Here is a 16916-nt window from a genome sequence, read left to right as displayed (position 1 = left end):
CTCGCTCATGATAGGGCTTCCGACAAGGCGGCCGACCATTCGGCAATGCGGGTTTCGAACACCGCCTCGTCAATGGCGACGGTAAGGTCGAAGCCGGGCGCCTCGACGAAATCGAGATTGGCCGCGCGTGGGCCGAGCGAAGCCTTCAGTGCCTCGAACAATGACAGCGGTCCGCGCACGGCGATGCGCACCGCCTCGCTGTCGCCGACGGCTTCGCGGATCGTGCCGGCAAGGGCTTCCAGCGAACGCTTCTGCAGATCGTCGCTGACAAGGCCGCCAATGATGCGCGCAATGGTGGCGCCGACGAGGTCGCTGACCTTCGCCTCCATGATCTCGATACGGGCAGTGACGACCGCGCCGAGATCGCCGCCGAAACTTTCCAGAAAGGCCTTTGCTTCATCGGCGTTGGCTTGGCTCTGCGCCTCGAGCGCTGCCTGGTGGGCGATGGCAAGGCGGGCTTCAAGGGCGGCTTCGGCATCGATGACCGCTTCGGCGATCAGCGCGCCGATGTCGGCCTGCGGCGCCGACGTCTCCGGCCTTGGCTCGGCCATGGCCGCGAGCGAGGGCTGGCCGGCACGCTGGCTGCGTGCGCCGAAATCCGGCAAAAGGTCGAAAAGCGCTGCCGAGGCCATGGTCTATACCGCTGCTTCCTGGGCCGCCCATTTGCGCAGGATCTGCGCGGTGCGCTCCTCATTGATGTCGACCATGCGGGCAAGCCGCTCCTGTGGCGCCGGCCTGATCTTCTGGCGAAGATCATCGAGTGGAGTCGGGCCGGGGCGGCTGCCGGGCAAGGCAGCCGGCGCCGGTTCGGCGCCGGCGGCTTCGGGTGTCGGCAGCGAACGCTGGACGTCGTCGAAGCTCGGACCGGCAAGTGCCGGCGTCGGCCGCGCGCTCAGCGCGGTGGCCATTGGCCTCAGGCCGAAGAAGGCGACCAGGAACACCACGACGATGAACGCGCCGGCGTTGATCATCGTACCGGCATGGGTTCCGATCGACGCCATTATGCCCGGCTGTTCGACCGGCTCGCCGTCCAGCCCGTCGATGAACTCGACCGCCGAGACATCGATGATGTCGCCGCGCTTGTCGTCGAAGCCGGTGGCTGAGGCGACCATTTTCTGGATGTCGGCGACGCGCTTGGCGATCTGTTCGGGTGTGGCGTCCTTGCCGAGGATGGTCATCAGCCGCTGCTGGTTGACGACGACGGCGATCGACATCTTGGTGACGGAATAGCCGTTGGAGACTGTGGCGATCTTCTTGGAGTTGATCTCGTAATTGGTGATCTCCTCCTTGCGATCATTCTCCGATGACGTCTGCGGACCATCGGTGCTGGTCGCCTGGGTCTCGGGCAGGTTCTGCTCGACGGTGGCCGGGGTCGAGGCCTGCCTCTGATTGCTGTTTTCGTTGGCGCGCACCGACTGCACGGAACGCTCCACGCGTGACTCCGGATCGAAGATCGTCTCTTCGGTCTGGCGGGTGTCGGTGTTGACGTCGGCCTTGACGCTGGCGCGGAAATTGTCGGGGCCGAGATAAGGCGTCAGCGCGCGGCGGATGTTGTCGCCGATCTGCGCCTCGACGGTCTGCTCGACGCCGAGCGTGCGGGCAGCACTTGTGTTGGAGGGATCGTCGCCGGCGGCGAGAAGGTTGCCGTTGGAATCGAGCACGGTAACCTTGTCGGCCGACAGGCCCGGCACGGCGGCGGCGACGAGATGGCGGATCGACATGGCGCTCTTTTCGGCGTCGATGCCGGAATAGCGGATGACCACCGAGGCGGAGGGTTGCTGTTCGTCGCGGCGGAAATTGGCGCGCTCGGACATGACGATGTGAACGCGGGCGGCCTTGATGCCGGATATCGACTGGATGGTGCGGGCGATCTCGCCTTCCAGCGCGCGCACGCGGGTGATCTGCTGCATGAAGGAGGTCAGCCCGAGCGAGCCGACATTGTCGAACAGTTCGTAGCCGGCATTGGCGCTGGTCGGCAGGCCCTTTTCGGCGAGCAGCATGCGCGCCTGCGCGGTGGTGCCGGCCGGCACCAGCACGGAGGTGCCGTCGGAGCCGACGTCGAAGCCGATGCCGGCCTCGCCGAGCACCAGGCCGATCTGGTTCACGTCGGAGCGATCGAGCCCGACATAGAGCGTCTCATAGGCAGGGCGGTTGAGATAGACCGAGCCGATGCCGATGACGGCCATCACCAATGCGGCAATGCCGGCCAGCATGGCAAGGCGCCTGACGCCAAATGCCCTGAGATTCGAGATGATGCTCTGGATCTGTTGCGGCACGATTCAAGCGCTCCCAGCATGATATTCCGTGGGAACACTAGACCGCGAAGCTTGTGCGAAGATGATAGAGCATGTCGCCCGGAAGTGCAGCGGTTCCGGGTCAACGACATGCGTCAAAACACAGCCACAAAGCGAAAGGGCCGCGCTGTCGGCGCGGCCCTTCAATTCAAGAAGGAGAAAGCCGGGTCAGGCTTACTGCTTGAACAGCGCCAGGATCGACTGCGAGTTGCCGTTGGCGATCGACAGCGACTGGATGCCGAGCTGCTGCTGGACCTGTAGGGCCTGCAGCCGCGTCGATTCCTTGTTCATGTCGGCGTCGACCAGCGCGCCGACGCCCTTGTCGATCGAGTCCGACAGGTTCGACAGGAAGCTCTTCTGGGTATCGATGCGCGACTTGGCGGCGCCGAGATAGGCAGCGCCCGTGGACAGCTTGGCAAGCGCCGTTTCAACGGCGCCAAGTGCGGTGTCGATGGCTGCCGGAAGGACCTGGGTTGTGCTGGGATCGAAGAAGGTCGTCGCCAGCAGAGCGCCGACGATGCCGCCGGTGCCGGGAAGATCGAGGACCTGCGTGTCGGCCGCCTTGACGTCGATGGTGTCGATGGCGACGGTCGTGCCGGTGCGGTTATAGGACGCGACGATCTTCAGGTCGGAGGTCGCAGCAGCGTCGTTCTGCAGCAGGTTCGAGCCGGCATAGGAGGCGTTGGTGACCGACGACTTGATCTGGTCCTGGATAGCCTTGATCTCAGTGGCGATCTTCTGCTGGTCGTCCTTGCTGGCGCTGCGTGCAGTGACCAGCTTGGCCTTGATCAGGTCGACCTGGTCCTTGATGTCGGTGATGGCGGTGTAGGCGGTGTCGACCTTGCCGGCGCCGAGGCCAAGCGCGTCCTGAACGGCCGAAAGCGCCTTGTTGTCGGACTTCATCGTGGTGGCGATCGACCAGTAGGCGGCGTTGTCGCTGGCGGTGGCGACGCGGTAGCCGGTCGAAATGCGTGACTGGGTGGTTTCAAGCTGCTTGTTGGTGTTGTTCAGGCTCTGCAGCGCGGTCAGAGCCGAAGCGTTCGTCATGATGCTAGCCAAGATATTTACCCCTTTTCAAACACTGGCGTGTCCCGAACACGCCGGATCAACTTCATCAAGGGGGTAGGCATAAGCCCATCGACCGTATGGTCTGCCCGCCATGGAATGGTTAACCATGACTACCGGGATATGGTTAACGGCCTGTTAAACCAAGCCATTCAGGGCGCTGGCCAAGAGCAAAAATCGGCAGCCATTTAGCAAGAAAATCAACAGCCGCAAAAAGAAATTGGGCCGCGCTGTTGGCGCGGCCCGACGGATGGTGTCAGTCGTAATGTCGAGAGATCAGCCGCGGAAGAGCGACAGGATCGACTGCGAGTTGCCGTTGGCGATCGACAGCGCCTGGATGCCGAGCTGCTGCTGGACCTGGAGGGCCTGCAGACGGGTCGATTCCTTGTTCATGTCGGCGTCGACCAGAGCGCCGACGCCCTTGTCGATCGAGTCCGACAGGTTCGACAGGAAGCTCTTCTGGGTGTCAATGCGCGACTTGGCGGCGCCGAGCGAGGCAGCGCCGGTGGACAGCTTGGCAAGCGCGGTTTCAACAGTGCCGAGCGCGGTGTCGATGGCGGCGGGGGTAACCGCCGTGGTGCTCGGGTCGAAGAAGGCAGCGGCGAGCAGGCCGCCGACGATGCCGCCCGTGCCGGCGACATCGAGAACCTGCGTATCGGCAGCCTTGACGTCGATGGTGTCGATGGTGACGGTCGCGCCGGTACGGTTGTAAGCCGCAACGATCTTCAGGTCGGACGCAGCGGCAGCGTCGTTCTGCAGCAGGTTCGAGCCGGCGAAGTTGGCGTTGGCGACCGAGGACTTGATCTGCGCCTGGATGGCGTTGATTTCGGTCGCGATCTTCTGCTGGTCTTCCTTCGAGGCGCTACGGGCAGTGACCAGCTTGGTCTTGATCAGGTCGACCTGGTCCTTGACGTCGTTGATGGCGGTGTAGGCGGTGTCAACCTTGCCGGCGCCGAGGCCGAGGGCGTCCTGCACGGCCGAGTTGGCCTTGTTGTCGGACTTCATCGAGGTCGCGATCGACCAGTAAGCGGCGTTGTCGGAAGCGGTGGCAACGCGGTAGCCGGTCGAGATGCGGGCCTGCGTCTGCTCGAGGGATTTGTTGGTGTTGTTCAGGCTCTGCAGCGCGGTCAGCGCCGAGGCGTTCGTCATGATACTGGACATGGCTACTCGTACCTTGATTTTTACAGGGTGTTTTTGACATACCGGCTTTTCCGGTATGACGGAGCGGCATCATGCCAATGATCGTGAGATCCGATCACCCGCCATCTGCGAGCAATATGCGGGCAAGTCCCTACCAAAGGGCTAAACGGGACGGTTAACCGGAAATATATTGCATAAAATTTTAGCAAGGCGCCAAGGGCGCGCGGACGGTCAGGTGAAGGAGCGCACCAGGCTGCCGACAAGCAGGTTCCAGCCGTCGATGAGGACGAAGAACAGAATCTTGAAGGGCAGCGAAACGACGGTCGGCGGCAGCATCATCATGCCCATGGCCATGGTGATGGTGGCGACGATCAGGTCGATGACGAGGAACGGCAGCACGATCAGGAAGCCGATCTCGAAGCCGCGGCGAATTTCGGAGATCATGAAGGCCGGCACCAGGATGCGGAGGTCGACGGTGTCCCTGGCAACGACCTGGCCGCGTTCGCGGGCGAGATCGGCGAACAGGTCGAAGTCCTTGTCGCGGACATTGTGCAGCATGAAGGTGCGGAACGGGTCCGAAATCTTTTCGAACGCCTCGGTCTGGCTGATCTGGTTGTCCATCAGCGGCTTGACGCCGGTGTTCCAGGCCTGGTCGAAGGTCGGCGCCATGACGTAGAAGGTCATGAACAGCGACAGCGAGATCAGGATCAGATTGGCCGGCGTCGACTGCAGGCCGATGCCGGCGCGCAGGATCGAGAAGGCGATGACGAAGCGGGTGAAGCTCGTCACCATGATCAACAGGCCCGGCGCCACCGACAGCACGGTGATCAGACCGAACATCTGGATGATATAGCCGACGGTGGCGCCGTCGGCCTTGCCGATGCCGCCGAGATCGAGCTGCTGGGCGGCGGCGACAGAGGTGGCGGCGACGACGATCGCGGCGGCGAGGACGAGTTTTCTCATTCGAGCAGCAATGTCCTGATCAGAACCTGTTTGGCATGGCCACCGCTGCGGATTGCGGCGCGCTCCTCGAGGTCGGCTTTCAAATGCTGGTAGCCGCTGGCGCCTTCGATCTGATGCATCTTCAGGGTGCGGACCATGGCAAGCAGGTCCTGGTGAATGCTTTCGGTAAGTTCCGGCGGCTGCGGCGCATCGTAGACCACCGACGCTTCCAGCCTTATCCAGGTGTCAGCAGGCGAAGCCAGATTGGTGGTGATCGGCGCCAGCTGGACAAGCGTCGGCCCGGTGCCGGGAGCATGTTCGGCCGCCTTGCTCGGTTGCTCGGCATTGGACTGGTTCTCCGGTGCGGCGGGCACAGGCACCGGTCCCCCGACGCCCTTCAGATAGCCGCCGGACATCCAGCCCATGCCGATCGCGGCGCCCGTCACCGCCAGCAGCATCGCAAGCTGGATGACAAGCGACGGGCCCTTTTTTTGCTGAACCTGTTCGACATTTGCCACGGCGCCGTTCTCCAGTCCTAAAAGGGGAGGACTTGGTCGAGGATCTGCTGACCGTAAGCGGGCTGCTGGATTTCGCTGACGCGGCCGCGGCCGCCATAGGAGATGCGCGCCTCGGCGATGCGTTCATAAGAGATGGTGTTTTCAGCGCCGATATCGGATGGACGCACCATGCCGGCGATGGTCAGCACTCTGAGCTCGTAATTGACGCGCACCTCCTGTGAGCCCCGGATCATCAGATTGCCGTTGGGCAGGACTTCGGTGACGACGGCGGCGACGTTGAGCTCGAGGTTCTCCGAGCGCTTGATTTCGCCGTCCGCATTGGTTTCGGTGGTGGAGCTCAGCCCCGCGTCGCCCTTGCCGCTGGTGGTGGCACCTTCCCATCCGAGGTTGACGTCATAGCCGAGCTTGCGCCCGGCGGTGCGGCTGCGATCGTTCTGGTTCTTGAAGTTGGCCTTGTCGTTGAGCTTGATCCTGACGGTCAGGATGTCGCCGTCGCGCAGCGCGCGCGGGTCGGTGAACAGCCGGCTCTGGCGGTCGTCCCACAGCGAGAATTTCTTCACCGGCGCGGCTGGCGTTTCGGGATAGGAGTAGGGCGCATTGACGCTGCCGGTAATGCCGGTGCCGACCGGCGACAGCGCCGGCTCCCTGCCGATCTCCCTGGGGTCGGAGGCGCAGCCGGCAAGTGAAGCCGTGGCGACCAGGGCGAGAATATGCGACTTCATGACGGATCTACCCTTCGGGCCGCGCTGGCCATGATGCCGGTGAGTGTGGCCGCTGCCTTCTGGTCCATCTCGTTGAGAATGACGCCGGCCTTGCGCGAATCGAGTTTCATCAGGATGGCGGCGGCGAGATCGGCGTTGACCATGGCCAGGCGCTCGGCCGCGGCATCCGGTTTCATGCCGGCATAGATCTTGACGACGCCATCCTCGGCGCGGGCCAGGAAGACTTCACGCCGTTTCAGCCATTGCTCGTATTCGGCGCGCTTGTCGTCCAGCGCCTTCATGCGCAGGTCGATGCCGGCCTGCAGCTGCTTCAGCTCTTCGGCCTGCAGCGCGTAACGGCGGTCGCGGGCGGCGTCGGCGATGTTGGAGCAGAAGCGCTGGATCTCGCTTTCATCGGGCACCTTCTCGCGGACCAGCTGCTGCACTGCCGCCGGCTGTTGCCCGCCAGGCAGAACCTGCCGCACCGCTTCTTCCGCGCGGACAGTGCCGCCGGCAAGGACGGTGGCGGCGATGACGCAAGCTGCCAAGGCTGCGCTGCGGCGGTGCTGCTTTTGGGAGAAGAAATCGATCATCGGCATGGCCTATTGGAGAACCAGATCGGCCTGCAAAGCGCCGGCCGACTTGATGCCTTGCAAAATGGCAATGATGCCGTCCGGCTTGACGCCGAGACGGTTGAGGCCCGACACCAGCGTTTCGAGGTTCGGTCCGTCGAGCACATTGACGCGGGCGTCAGGCCGCGTGGCATCGATGGTGGTGAAGGGTTCCTCCGCTGTCACGCCCTTGGAGAACGGTTCCGGCTGGACGATCTTCGGCTGTTCGGTGATGCGCACGGTGAGCGTGCCGTGGCTGATCGCCACCCGCGAGATCTTGACCTCGTTGCCGATGACGATGGTGCCGGTGCGTTCGTCGATGACGACGCGTGCCGGCGTGTCGGTCTCGACCACCAAATTCTCGATCTCGGCGTAGAAGCGCGCCGCCGAAACATTCTTCGGCCGCCTGATCTGCACGGTGCGTGCATCGCGCTCCGCCGCCACGCGCATGCCGAAGCGTTGCGAGGTGTAGCCGTTGATGGCGTCGGCGATGCGGACGGCGGTGGAGAAATCGGGGTTGCGCAATTGCAAGGTGAGCAGCGCCTGGTCCTCGAATTCGGCGCGCACAGTGCGCTCGACGATGGCGCCGTTGGGCACGCGGCCGGCCGTCGGCACGCCCTGCGTCAGCTTTTCGGCATCGCCCTGGGCAGTGAAGCCGGAAACGATGACCGAGCCTTGCCCGACAGCATAGATCTCGCCATCGGCCGCCTTCAGTGGCGTCATTATCAGCGTGCCGCCGGCAAGCGATGTGGCGTCGCCCATGGAGGAGACGTCGATGTCGATGCGGGCGCCCGACTGCACGTAAGGCGGCATGTTGGCGGTGACGATGACGGCGGCGACGTTCTTGGCCCGCGCGCTGCCGCCTTCGGTGGCGATGCCGAGATTTTCGAGCATGGCGCGGATCGACTGTTCGGTGAAGGGCGAATTGCGCAGGCTGTCGCCCGATCCGGCGAGGCCGATGACGAGGCCGTAGCCGACGAGCTGGTTGTCGCGCGAAGCCTGCAGCTGCGCAATGTCCTTGATGCGCGATGCGACCTGGCCGGGTGGCAGAGAGCCTGGGCCGTTGGAGACCCTGAACATGCGGTTGGTGGTGGCCGGATCGTATTCGGGATCGACAAAAGCGCCGCCATTCTGGCCGGCAAGATCGCGCTTTTGCTTCGGCGTAAGACCGTCGGCCAGCACCGGCTGCAGGCCGACAACGGCCGCGAGCAGAAGGGCAGCTCCGCGTCTCATGACGCGCTGACCCGGATGGTGCCGTCAGCCATCACCGTGCCGGAAAAGATCTTGCCGCTGTCTGTGTTGCGGACCTTTATCAAATCGCCGGCGGCACCCGGCTGCAGCGACACCGCCGTGGCCGAAATGGTGAGGTCGCCGGCGATGAAATAGACCTGCACGTCGGCGCCCTGTTCGACCAGCCAGGCGTCGCGGATGGCGGCGACCGGGATATAGCGGCCGGGCAGCAGCGTGCGCTTGGCGACCTTGCCCTGGAGTTCCATGGCCTGCGTGGCGACCGCATCCGGCCTGTGCTTTCCGGGGAGCAGCGTCACCGGTTTCAGCGCGCCGGTATCGATCATCTCGCCGGGATAGATAACCCGGTTGGGGATCAGAACGATCTCGCCGGTCGCCTGACTGCTCGCGACCTGGGTGCTGGTCTGCTGGTCTGCGCTCTCCTGGGCAAACGCCGGCACACCGCCGGCCACCAGCGCCAGGATCAGCGCGGTGCGGCAAAGCGCGGAGCGGAAGGCCGGAGAGACCATCAAATCTTACCTGATGTTCTTGGACACGACGGAGGCCATGTCGTCGGCGGCCTGGATGACCTTGGAGTTCATCTCATAGGCGCGCTGCGCCGAGATCAGCTCGGTGATTTCCTTGACCGGATCGACGTTGGAGGCCTCGAGATAACCCTGCTCGACTGAGGCGAAGCCGGGATCGCCGGGCACGCCGACATTGGCCGGGCCGGAGGCCGGCGTCTCCTGGAACAGATTGTCGCCGAGCGGCGCCAGGCCTGCTTCATTGGCGAAGTTGGCGAGCTGCAGCTGGCCCAGCAGCTGGAGGTCGGTCTGGCCGTCGATGCGGGCAAAGACCTGGCCGGTCTTGTTGACGACAACTTCGATGGCATCGGTCGGCACGGTGATGGCCGGGATGACATTGGCGCCGTCGACGGTCACCAGCTGGCCGGTGGCGTTGGTGTTGAAGGCGCCGGCGCGGCTGTAGAGCGTGCCGCCGTCGCCGCCCTCGATCTGGAACCAGCCGCGGCCCGTCAGCGCCATGTCGAAACTGTTGCCGGTCGAGGTCAGTTCGCCCTGCGTATGGACGTTGCGCACCGCCGTCGTCTTGACGCCGAGGCCGATCGACACGCCTTCCGGCACAAGCGATGAATTGGAGCGGTTGGGCACGCCCTGCGTGCGGTCGACCTGGTAGAGCAGGTCGGAGAATTCGGCGCGCGCGCGCTTGTAGCCGGTGGTGTTGATGTTGGCGATGTTGTTGGCGATAACTTCCAGATTTGTCTGCTGGGCATTCATGCCGGTCGCTGCGATGGCGAGTGCTTTCACGGCAAGTTCTCCTCAGATGCCCATACGGCTGATTTCGAGATAGGCGGAGACGACCTTGTCGCGAATGGCGATCGTGGTCTGCAGGGCCTGCTGGGCGCTCATGACGGCGTCGACGACCTGGCGGGTGTCGGCGTCGCCCCTCAGCGCCTGGATCGACACCTGCTCGGCATTCTGCAAGGTGTTGACGGTCTTTGAAGCAGCCTGGCTCAGCGCTTCGGCGAAGGTGGTGCCGATTTCGCTGCCGGCCATCGGCGCCCTGGTGCCCTGGAACAGGTCGGTCGTGGTATCGGCGCCGCCGATCTCCGGCTTGAGGGGAAGCGATCCGATACCGCCAATGCCGCTGATCATTACTGGTTCCTCATCAGGTCGATGGTCATGGAGATCAGATCACGCGCCTGCTTGATGACCTGAAGGTTGGCTTCGTAGGAGCGGTTGGCTTCGCTCATGTCGGCCATCTCGACCAGCACGTTGACATTGGGCATCTTGACGTAGCCCTTGTCGTCGGCGGCCTCGTTGCCGGGCTGGAATTCGACGGGAAAGTCGCTGGGGTCGCGGTCGATGGAGTTGACCTCAACCGTCGTGCCACCCGAGGCACGATCGAGTTCCGAGACGAAACTGATGGTCTTGCGGCGATAGGGGTCGGCGCCCGGGGTGTTGCCGGTCGACTGCGCGTTGGCAAGGTTTTCCGAAACGACGCGCAAACGGTCAGACTGGGCGCTGAGGCCGGACGCGGCGATCTTGAGGGCTGAGGTCAAAGCGTCCATGGTCAGCTCTTCACCGCCATCATCATCATCGAATGGAAGGCCTTGACGATCGCGGTGTTGAGTTCAAACGAGCGGCGGACCTCGCCGGCCTTCATCAGTTCGTTCTCGACCACGACCGTGTTCTTCGAGGGCATGATGGCGCCGGTCGTCTCTTCTGGCTTGACCGTGAAGCCGGCATTGGTGGCGGCAGTGCCGAGGTGGCCTGCCTGGGTGGCGGTCAGCGACACTGCCGTGCGGTCGAGCACCTTCTCAAACGGCTCGACATCGCCGGCGGTGTAGCCCGGCGTGTTGACGTTGGCGATGTTGCCGGCAATGGCGGACTGGCGCACCGACAGCCATTGCGACTGCTTGGCGGCGAGATCGAAAAGATTGACGGGCTCCATGGGGATCTCCAGGCTGGTACGTACAAGACTAGGCTGCCAGTCTTGCGCGGACCTTGCGCGGGCCAGGCGTAAGCCGGTGTGCCGCTATTTGGAGAGTTCGATCACCTGGTCGGTGCTGGTGACCATGACCCACTTGCCGCCGCGTTGCTCGATCGACGAGACGACGCTGGAGTCGGGCAGCTTCGAGCCGCGCTGGACAATCCACAGGCCGGCATCGTCCTCGATCATGGCGCGGCCATTGGCGACATGAACCATGCGAAATTTGGGATCCGCCGGGAAGGGCTGCTCGTCGACGCCGGGAGGCTGGGTCTTGTCCCCGGGGTCCTGCAGCGTGCCGGTGGCGAACAGGTCGACATCGGGAACATCGTTTGCCGTCAGCGGCTGACCGCTGTTCTCCATCTGCGAGCCGCCGCTGACCCGCCCTGCATTGGTGCCGCTGCCGCCGAACTTGATCGCCTGCACGCCGAACTGGTCCTGATTGAAGAAGATATACCAGGGAAACAGCGCGCAGATCAGGCCAAGCGTGATGCCGAGCGCGGCAAAGACGATATCGCTGCGGCGGTCGGATTTCTTGTCGAGCCTGGGATATTGCGGCCTTGGCGGCTGCGGCCATTCGGTGACCGGGAACAGCCCGTCGAGAAGCGAGTCACGACTGGTCTCGATCGCTTCTTTGGGGCCGGCGCGAGGGGTCCTTGGCAATTCAGGCTTGACGACGCTGGGCAAGGCAGGCTCGGCCAAGCGAGGCACAGTGGACTCGACTACGCTGGCTACCCTGGGCAAGAATGGCCTGGCGGCCCTGGCCAGAATGGCCTCAGCCTTGGCGGCCTTGTCGAGATCGGCCTTTGCCCTGACAGCTCTCGCTTCGTTGGCCCGGGCTTCCTCGGCGGCACTGGCCTCTGCGATCATCTCGCGCAAAAGCCGCTCGGTGTACTGAAGCTCAGTCTCCTGCATCGACACTTTGCTTGCCTTTCAGATGACGGGCGAGGTCGGAGAATGCGTCGCTCGAGGCGCGATCCCTGGGCGACTGCGTCAGCGCCTCGTAGATCAGCGGCACCTGGCGCACGGCAATATCGAGCTCGGCATCGGCGCCGCCCTGATAGGCGCCGAGCAGGCGGATGTCGCGCGTGTCCTCGAAGCGCGAGATCATCGACTTCAGCCTGGTCACCAGCATGCGTTGCTCGGGGCTCCATGCCTTGTCGGCGAGGCGCGAGATCGACGACAGCGGATTGACCGGGGGGTAGCGGCCCTGTTCGGCAATGGCGCGGTCGAGCACGACATGGCCGTCGAGGATGCCGCGTACCGAATCGGCGACCGGGTCGTTGTGGTCGTCGCCGTCGACCAGCACCGAGATGATGGCAGTGATTGATCCCTGTCCTTTGATACCGGGGCCTTCAGCGCCCGGGCCAGCGCGTTCGAGCAGCTTGGGCAGATCGGTGAAAACCGAAGCGGGATAGCCGCGGGCGACCGGCGGCTCGCCGGTGCCGGTCGCTACCTCGCGCAGCGCATGGGCAAAGCGGGTAATCGAATCCAGCACCAGCAGCACGCGATGGCCCTGGTCGCGAAAATGTTCGGCAACGCGCATGGCGGTATCCGGCGCGCGCCGGCGCATCATGGCGCTCTCGTCGCTGGTAGCGACGACGGCGACCGTCTTGGCCATGCTCTCTGCGCCGATCGTGTCTTCGAGGAATTCGCGTACCTCGCGGCCGCGCTCGCCGATCAGCGCCACGACCACGGTGTCGAAGGCGTCGGCGCCGGCCAGCATAGCGAGCAGCGTCGACTTGCCGACGCCGGAACCGGCAAAGACGCCGAGGCGCTGGCCGAGGCAGAGCGGCGTGAAGATGTCGATGACCTTGACCCCGGTCGTGAAGGCGGTGCCGACGCGCTGCCGCGCCATGGCGCCGGGCGTTGTGCCGTCGCCGCTCGCAGCCTCGCCGATCCTGATCAGCGGCGGGCCGCCGTCGATGACGCGGGTCAGCGCGTCGATGGCGCGCCCGCGCCACGAAGCATGCGGCGTTACCGTCAGCGGGCCGCGGCGAAACACGGCGTCGCCGATGCCGGCGTCGGCGCTGCGTTCGAAAGGGGCGATGACGACTTCGTCGCGGCCGATCCTGACGATCTCGCCGCGGCGCGTGCCGGCATTGCCGCGCTGCTCGACGAGGTCGCCAAGCCTGGCGACTTCAGACAGGCCGCGCACCTTGTAATGCGTTGGCGAAACCTCCGAAACACGGCCGCCGCGCCGCAGCAACGTCTCGGTGTCATCGAAGCGGCGCCAGATCCGCTCCAGCGCAGCCAGCCGGTTTTCCGGTGCTGTCTCCGGTTGCCGTTCAAGCGCGCGTATCGATGATTTGCTGCTCGACATGCTGCTACGACTTGGAGCCGAGCGTCTTGATGGCGTCGTCGGTCGAGGCGTCGGTCTGGCGCATCAGCGCAGCGGTGTTCTCGAAGGCGCGCTGGACCATGATCAGCCGCGTCATTTCGAGCACCGGATTGACGTTGGATTCCTCGACATAGCCTTGCGCGACGCCGAGATCGGAACGGTCCGTGACCGGCTCCGGCGCACGCGCGGGCACGATGCCAGAATTGCCGTAGCGGACGAAGTTCGGACCGGGGTCGAAATTGAACAGGCCGATGGCGCCGACAAGCTTGTCGCCTTGGCGCAGCGAGCCGTCGGCGCCCGCCTTGGGCGGACCGTCGCGCGGGTCAAGCTGGATCGGCGCGCCGCCGGCATCCAGCACCGGATGGCCCTCGAGCGACATCAGCTCGCCGTTCTCGTTCATCGAAAACCGCCCGTCGCGCGTCATCACGGTGCCGGCCGGAGTGTCGATGCCGAACCAGGCATCGCCCTGGACGGCGAAGTCGAACGGGTTGCCGGTCTGCGTCATCGCGCCATGGGCGCCGGACAAATAGGTCTTGCCGGAGGACGCGAAGGACACGGACTTGGGACCTGTGCCGGAGACGACATCCTCGAACTTCACGCCGGTGGCGCGAAAGCCGATGGTCGAGGCATTGGCAACATTGTCGGCGATGGTGTCGAGACGGCGCTCAAGCGCGATCTGCGAGGAAAGGGCGACGTAAAGGCTGTCCTGCATGGTGTTCTCAGAATCTCAGTTTCTGCATGGCCATCATCAGATCGGTCGAGATGCCGACGGTGGTCGGCTGCGCAAACAGCACACCGATCGATGTCTGGGCGGTCGAGGTCGGATGATTGATTTCCCAAAGGCTGGTGAAGCGGGTGAGGAATTTCTCGAGCTTGGCCGGGTCGGTGAAATCGGTGAGGTCGAGCTTTGCCTCGAAGGCCTGCGCCTGCTTGTCGATATCTGCGGCAGCGAAGGAATCAGGCAGGCCGATGGCGGTGCGTACCACGCTGGCCAGGGCCGTGTCGGCCAGCACGTCGTACCAGTTGGTGATGGTCGAGGCCTTGCGCTCGAAATAGAGCGCCAACCGCACGCCCTCATTGGTCTTGCCGGCGTCTTCTTCCAGGGTCTGGCGCATGTATTTGTCGACCACCGGCTGCTGCGACGGGCTGCGGGTCGTTGCCGCTTCGCCGTAGGCCTCGAAATTCAACGAGGTGGCGAGCCTGGCATAGGCCTTGTTGGAGAGCTTGTTGGCGACACTGGCGGGATCGCGGACACCGCCCTCAAGGACATCACGGACGAGATCCTTGTTGGTGGTCGCCGGATCGAGCCCGCTTGCGGACAGAGCATAGTTATAAAGGCGGCTGTCGGCCATCAGGTCGTCGACCGATTTCACCTTGGTGATGTTGGCGAGGTAGTAGCTGGTCTCGGCCTGGACGGCGTCCGCATTCGGCTTGATGAGGCCAAGACTGGACTCGGTCGTGTAGAGCTTCGGCGTGGTCTTCAGCACCGCGTCGCGCGTGGTCGTCTGATCGCCATACTGGGCAAAATCAAAGGCGCTGACGAAGTTGGCGTAGCTCTTGTCGGTCAACAAATTGGCGGGACTCAACGGATCGGTGACGCCGCCATTGACCATGGTGCGGATCTGCTTCGTCGTCTGGGTCGATGCATCAAGCCCATAGGCAGCCATGGCGAAGGTCAGCAGGCGCTTGTCCTTCAGCAGGTCTTCGATGGACTCCACCTTGGAGATGTTGGCTGCGTAGTAGTCGGCCTCGCCCTTGATGTATTGCGCGGTCGGCTTGACGAGCAACAGTCCGGTTCCGCCGATCACAGCCTTCGGCACCGCCTGCTGGACGGCGTCGCGCGCCGTAGCCTGGTCGCCATATTGGGCAAAGTCGAAAGCCGCGACGAAAGCCGCATAGCCCTTGTTTGTCGACGTGTTTGCGGGGCTGTTCGGGTCGGTGACGCCGCCTTCCAGCATGGCCCGCACGGTCGCAGCCGGCTCGGCGTCGGCGTCCAGGCCGAACGCGGCCATCGCATAGGTGAGCAGGCGATCGTTGCCCATCAGGTCGTCGATCGATTTTACGTTGGAAATGTTGCTCAGGTAGTACGAGGTTTCGCCCTTGTAGTAGGTGAAGCCGTTCTGCGAAGGGCCGACCGAGACCTGGAGACCATAATTGTTGGTCACGCCCTGCTGTGCCGAATTGTAGCTCGTGGCATTAGCGCCAAGTGCGGCGAAATTGAAGGCCGACACGAACTCGGCATAACGCTTGTCGCTCAGTTTGTTGGCGAAGCTGTCGGAATCCGACACCCCTTCCTTCAGCGCTTTGACCATGAAGGCCTTGGCGTAAGCCATGTCGCCGAGACCGAAGGCTTTCATGGCATATTTGAACAGCCGGTCGTTCTTGACGAAATCGTCGATCGATTTCACGCTGCCGATGTTGGCGAGATAGTAGTCGGTGTCGCGCTTGGTGATCGGCTCCGCCTCGATGCGGTCGATCGCCTTGGGGATGTCCCTGGCGATGAGCTGGTAGCTGGTAAAAGTGCTCAACACGACATGCCTCCGGTCGCAGCTTCAAAAGCAAGAGTATGCGGACTTGCTTGCGCGAGGCTGAATCGCCTCACCTTGCATGATTCAAGCCTCACACAAGGCACGGGGGCTATCGGTTAGGCCTGACGTGATGCGGAAGGATCTGGCGTGGGCATTCTGATCGGACTTGTGGTGACGCTCGGCTGTGTTCTCGGCGGCTTCATGGCGATGGGCGGCCATCTGCATGTGCTGATGCAGCCTTGGGAAGCGGTGGTCATCTGTGGCGCCGCACTTGGCACCTTTCTCGTCGCCAACCCGATGAAGACGGTCAAGGACACCGGCAGGGGTATCCTCGAAGCGTTCAAGCAGGCGGTACCGAAAGAACGCGACTATCTGGAGACGCTGGGCGTGCTGCACAGCCTGATGCGCGAACTGCGCTCGAAGTCGCGCAGCGAGGTCGAGGCGCACATCGACAATCCGGAGGAGTCGGCGATCTTCCAGGCGTTCCCGACCGTGCTGAAGAACCACGACCTGACGAATTTCATCTGCGACTACTGCCGCATCATCATCATCGGCAATGCCCGCTCGCATGAGATCGAGGCGCTGATGGACGAGGAAATCCAGACCATCAAGTCCGACAAGATGAAGGCTTACCACGCGCTGGTGGCGGTGGGCGATGGTCTGCCGGCGCTCGGCATCGTCGCCGCCGTGCTCGGCGTGGTCAAGGCGATGGGCGCGCTCGACCAGTCGCCCGAAATCCTCGGCGGCCTGATCGGCGCCGCCCTTGTCGGAACCTTCCTCGGCATCTTCCTGTCCTATGCAGTGGTCGGGCCGGTCGCCACCAAGATCAAGACGGTGCGCGAGAAGAAGAACCGCCTCTATATCATCGTCAAGCAGACGCTGCTTGCCTACATGAACGGCGCTCTGCCGCAGGTGGCGATCGAGTTCGGCCGCAAGACCATCTCGTCCTATGAGCGGCCGACGATCGATGCCGTCGAGCAAAGCACGATGAACACAGCTTCCGCCGAGAAGAAAGCGGCTTGAGCCATGCATGACGACAGA

At 63.8% G+C, this 16916-nt stretch carries 19 protein-coding genes; 1 reads left to right on the top strand and 18 read right to left on the bottom strand.

All coding sequences use genetic code 11. The features are described 5' to 3' along the window. Positions 1-5: 5 nt before the first annotated feature. The 18 genes from X756_RS163550 to X756_RS163635 all read right to left on the bottom strand — a co-directional run bounded on the left by X756_RS163550 (position 6) and on the right by X756_RS163635 (position 15878). Positions 6-632: a hypothetical protein gene (locus tag X756_RS163550; RefSeq protein ID WP_023728376.1), complete on the bottom strand. Its 627-nt coding sequence runs from the start codon at positions 630-632 to the stop codon at positions 6-8. A gap of 3 nt (positions 633-635) precedes the next feature. Then, the gene (gene fliF, locus X756_RS163555; protein ID WP_023683301.1) at positions 636-2276 is read right to left on the bottom strand and encodes a flagellar basal-body MS-ring/collar protein FliF; all 1641 of its coding nucleotides are present in this window, start codon (positions 2274-2276) and stop codon (positions 636-638) included. A 192-nt stretch (positions 2277-2468) separates the two neighbouring features. After that, positions 2469-3353 carry a flagellin gene (locus X756_RS163560; RefSeq protein ID WP_023683302.1) on the bottom strand — a complete coding sequence of 295 codons (885 nt, stop codon included), beginning with the start codon at positions 3351-3353 and terminating at the stop codon, positions 2469-2471. Between the two features lie 282 nt (positions 3354-3635). Beyond that, complete coding sequence (locus tag X756_RS163565) at positions 3636-4520, bottom strand: flagellin (RefSeq protein WP_023683303.1); 885 nt, start codon at positions 4518-4520, stop codon at positions 3636-3638. Positions 4521-4730: 210 nt separating this feature from the next. Further along, positions 4731-5462, bottom strand: coding sequence for a flagellar type III secretion system pore protein FliP (fliP, locus tag X756_RS163570; protein ID WP_023686348.1), 732 nt, complete (start codon positions 5460-5462; stop codon positions 4731-4733). Beyond that, positions 5459-5959 carry a flagellar basal body-associated FliL family protein gene (locus tag X756_RS163575; RefSeq protein WP_023673655.1) on the bottom strand — a complete coding sequence of 167 codons (501 nt, stop codon included), beginning with the start codon at positions 5957-5959 and terminating at the stop codon, positions 5459-5461. Before X756_RS163575 ends, fliP begins: the two co-directional genes overlap by 4 nt. Positions 5960-5976: 17 nt before the next feature. After that, positions 5977-6681 carry a flagellar basal body L-ring protein FlgH gene (gene flgH / locus X756_RS163580; RefSeq protein WP_023691727.1) on the bottom strand — a complete coding sequence of 235 codons (705 nt, stop codon included), beginning with the start codon at positions 6679-6681 and terminating at the stop codon, positions 5977-5979. After that, entirely contained in the window at positions 6678-7259 is a 582-nt protein-coding gene (locus tag X756_RS163585; protein ID WP_027049841.1) for a MotE family protein, read from the bottom strand. The genes flgH and X756_RS163585 overlap by 4 nt, the downstream gene beginning before the upstream one ends. A gap of 3 nt (positions 7260-7262) precedes the next feature. Further along, positions 7263-8504 (bottom strand): flagellar basal body P-ring protein FlgI, encoded by a 1242-nt coding sequence (locus X756_RS163590; RefSeq protein ID WP_023728375.1) that lies wholly within the window; start codon positions 8502-8504, stop codon positions 7263-7265. Then, positions 8501-9028, bottom strand: a complete 528-nt coding sequence (gene flgA / locus X756_RS163595; RefSeq protein ID WP_023728374.1) for a flagellar basal body P-ring formation chaperone FlgA — start codon at positions 9026-9028, stop codon at positions 8501-8503. The genes X756_RS163590 and flgA overlap by 4 nt, the downstream gene beginning before the upstream one ends. Before the next feature lie 6 nt (positions 9029-9034). Next, on the bottom strand, positions 9035-9823 hold the full coding sequence (flgG, locus tag X756_RS163600) for a flagellar basal-body rod protein FlgG (protein ID WP_023673650.1): 789 nt from the start codon (positions 9821-9823) through the stop codon (positions 9035-9037). Positions 9824-9835: 12 nt separating this feature from the next. After that, complete coding sequence (locus X756_RS163605) at positions 9836-10171, bottom strand: flagellar hook-basal body complex protein FliE (RefSeq protein WP_023673649.1); 336 nt, start codon at positions 10169-10171, stop codon at positions 9836-9838. Continuing rightward, entirely contained in the window at positions 10171-10587 is a 417-nt protein-coding gene (gene flgC / locus X756_RS163610) for a flagellar basal body rod protein FlgC (protein ID WP_023686341.1), read from the bottom strand. Before flgC ends, X756_RS163605 begins: the two co-directional genes overlap by 1 nt. Before the next feature lie 2 nt (positions 10588-10589). Continuing rightward, entirely contained in the window at positions 10590-10970 is a 381-nt protein-coding gene (flgB, locus tag X756_RS163615) for a flagellar basal body rod protein FlgB (protein ID WP_023683310.1), read from the bottom strand. An 84-nt stretch (positions 10971-11054) separates the two neighbouring features. Next, positions 11055-11921, bottom strand: a complete 867-nt coding sequence (locus X756_RS163620) for a hypothetical protein (RefSeq protein ID WP_031237708.1) — start codon at positions 11919-11921, stop codon at positions 11055-11057. Continuing rightward, positions 11908-13329 (bottom strand): flagellar protein export ATPase FliI, encoded by a 1422-nt coding sequence (gene fliI / locus X756_RS163625; RefSeq protein ID WP_023710976.1) that lies wholly within the window; start codon positions 13327-13329, stop codon positions 11908-11910. The genes X756_RS163620 and fliI overlap by 14 nt, the downstream gene beginning before the upstream one ends. 4 nt (positions 13330-13333) lie before the next feature. After that, the gene (gene flgF / locus X756_RS163630; RefSeq protein ID WP_023691721.1) at positions 13334-14059 is read right to left on the bottom strand and encodes a flagellar basal-body rod protein FlgF; all 726 of its coding nucleotides are present in this window, start codon (positions 14057-14059) and stop codon (positions 13334-13336) included. Between the two features lie 7 nt (positions 14060-14066). After that, positions 14067-15878, bottom strand: a complete 1812-nt coding sequence (locus tag X756_RS163635) for a DUF1217 domain-containing protein (protein ID WP_023728372.1) — start codon at positions 15876-15878, stop codon at positions 14067-14069. Between the two features lie 144 nt (positions 15879-16022). Here X756_RS163635 and motA point away from each other — a divergent pair, with 144 nt between their 5' ends. Further along, a complete protein-coding gene (gene motA, locus X756_RS163640) occupies positions 16023-16898 on the top strand; it encodes a flagellar motor stator protein MotA (protein ID WP_023671751.1) in 876 nt (291 codons plus the stop codon). Positions 16899-16916 lie beyond the last annotated feature (18 nt).

Source organism: Mesorhizobium sp. LNJC405B00 (assembly GCF_000502615.1).
GTDB lineage: Bacteria > Pseudomonadota > Alphaproteobacteria > Rhizobiales > Rhizobiaceae > Mesorhizobium.
The sequence above is the reverse complement of the archived record's forward strand: the minus strand, read 5'-3'. Positions and strand labels throughout refer to the sequence as shown.

Bases quoted from the DNA above. Each gene is read 5' to 3' on its own strand.
- flgC (WP_023686341.1), bottom strand. From the start codon at position 10,587: ATGGACGCTTTGACCTCAGCCCTCAAGATCGCCGCGTCCGGCCTCAGC.
- fliP (WP_023686348.1), bottom strand. From the start codon at position 5,462: ATGAGAAAACTCGTCCTCGCCGCCGCGATCGTCGTCGCCGCCACCTCT.
- X756_RS163620 (WP_031237708.1), bottom strand. From the start codon at position 11,921: ATGCAGGAGACTGAGCTTCAGTACACCGAGCGGCTTTTGCGCGAGATG.
- flgH (WP_023691727.1), bottom strand. From the start codon at position 6,681: ATGAAGTCGCATATTCTCGCCCTGGTCGCCACGGCTTCACTTGCCGGC.
- X756_RS163590 (WP_023728375.1), bottom strand. From the start codon at position 8,504: ATGAGACGCGGAGCTGCCCTTCTGCTCGCGGCCGTTGTCGGCCTGCAG.
- flgA (WP_023728374.1), bottom strand. From the start codon at position 9,028: ATGGTCTCTCCGGCCTTCCGCTCCGCGCTTTGCCGCACCGCGCTGATC.
- flgF (WP_023691721.1), bottom strand. From the start codon at position 14,059: ATGCAGGACAGCCTTTACGTCGCCCTTTCCTCGCAGATCGCGCTTGAG.
- X756_RS163565 (WP_023683303.1), bottom strand. From the start codon at position 4,520: ATGTCCAGTATCATGACGAACGCCTCGGCGCTGACCGCGCTGCAGAGC.
- X756_RS163550 (WP_023728376.1), bottom strand. From the start codon at position 632: ATGGCCTCGGCAGCGCTTTTCGACCTTTTGCCGGATTTCGGCGCACGC.
- fliI (WP_023710976.1), bottom strand. From the start codon at position 13,329: ATGTCGAGCAGCAAATCATCGATACGCGCGCTTGAACGGCAACCGGAG.
- flgB (WP_023683310.1), bottom strand. From the start codon at position 10,970: ATGGAGCCCGTCAATCTTTTCGATCTCGCCGCCAAGCAGTCGCAATGG.
- X756_RS163605 (WP_023673649.1), bottom strand. From the start codon at position 10,171: ATGATCAGCGGCATTGGCGGTATCGGATCGCTTCCCCTCAAGCCGGAG.
- X756_RS163585 (WP_027049841.1), bottom strand. From the start codon at position 7,259: ATGCCGATGATCGATTTCTTCTCCCAAAAGCAGCACCGCCGCAGCGCA.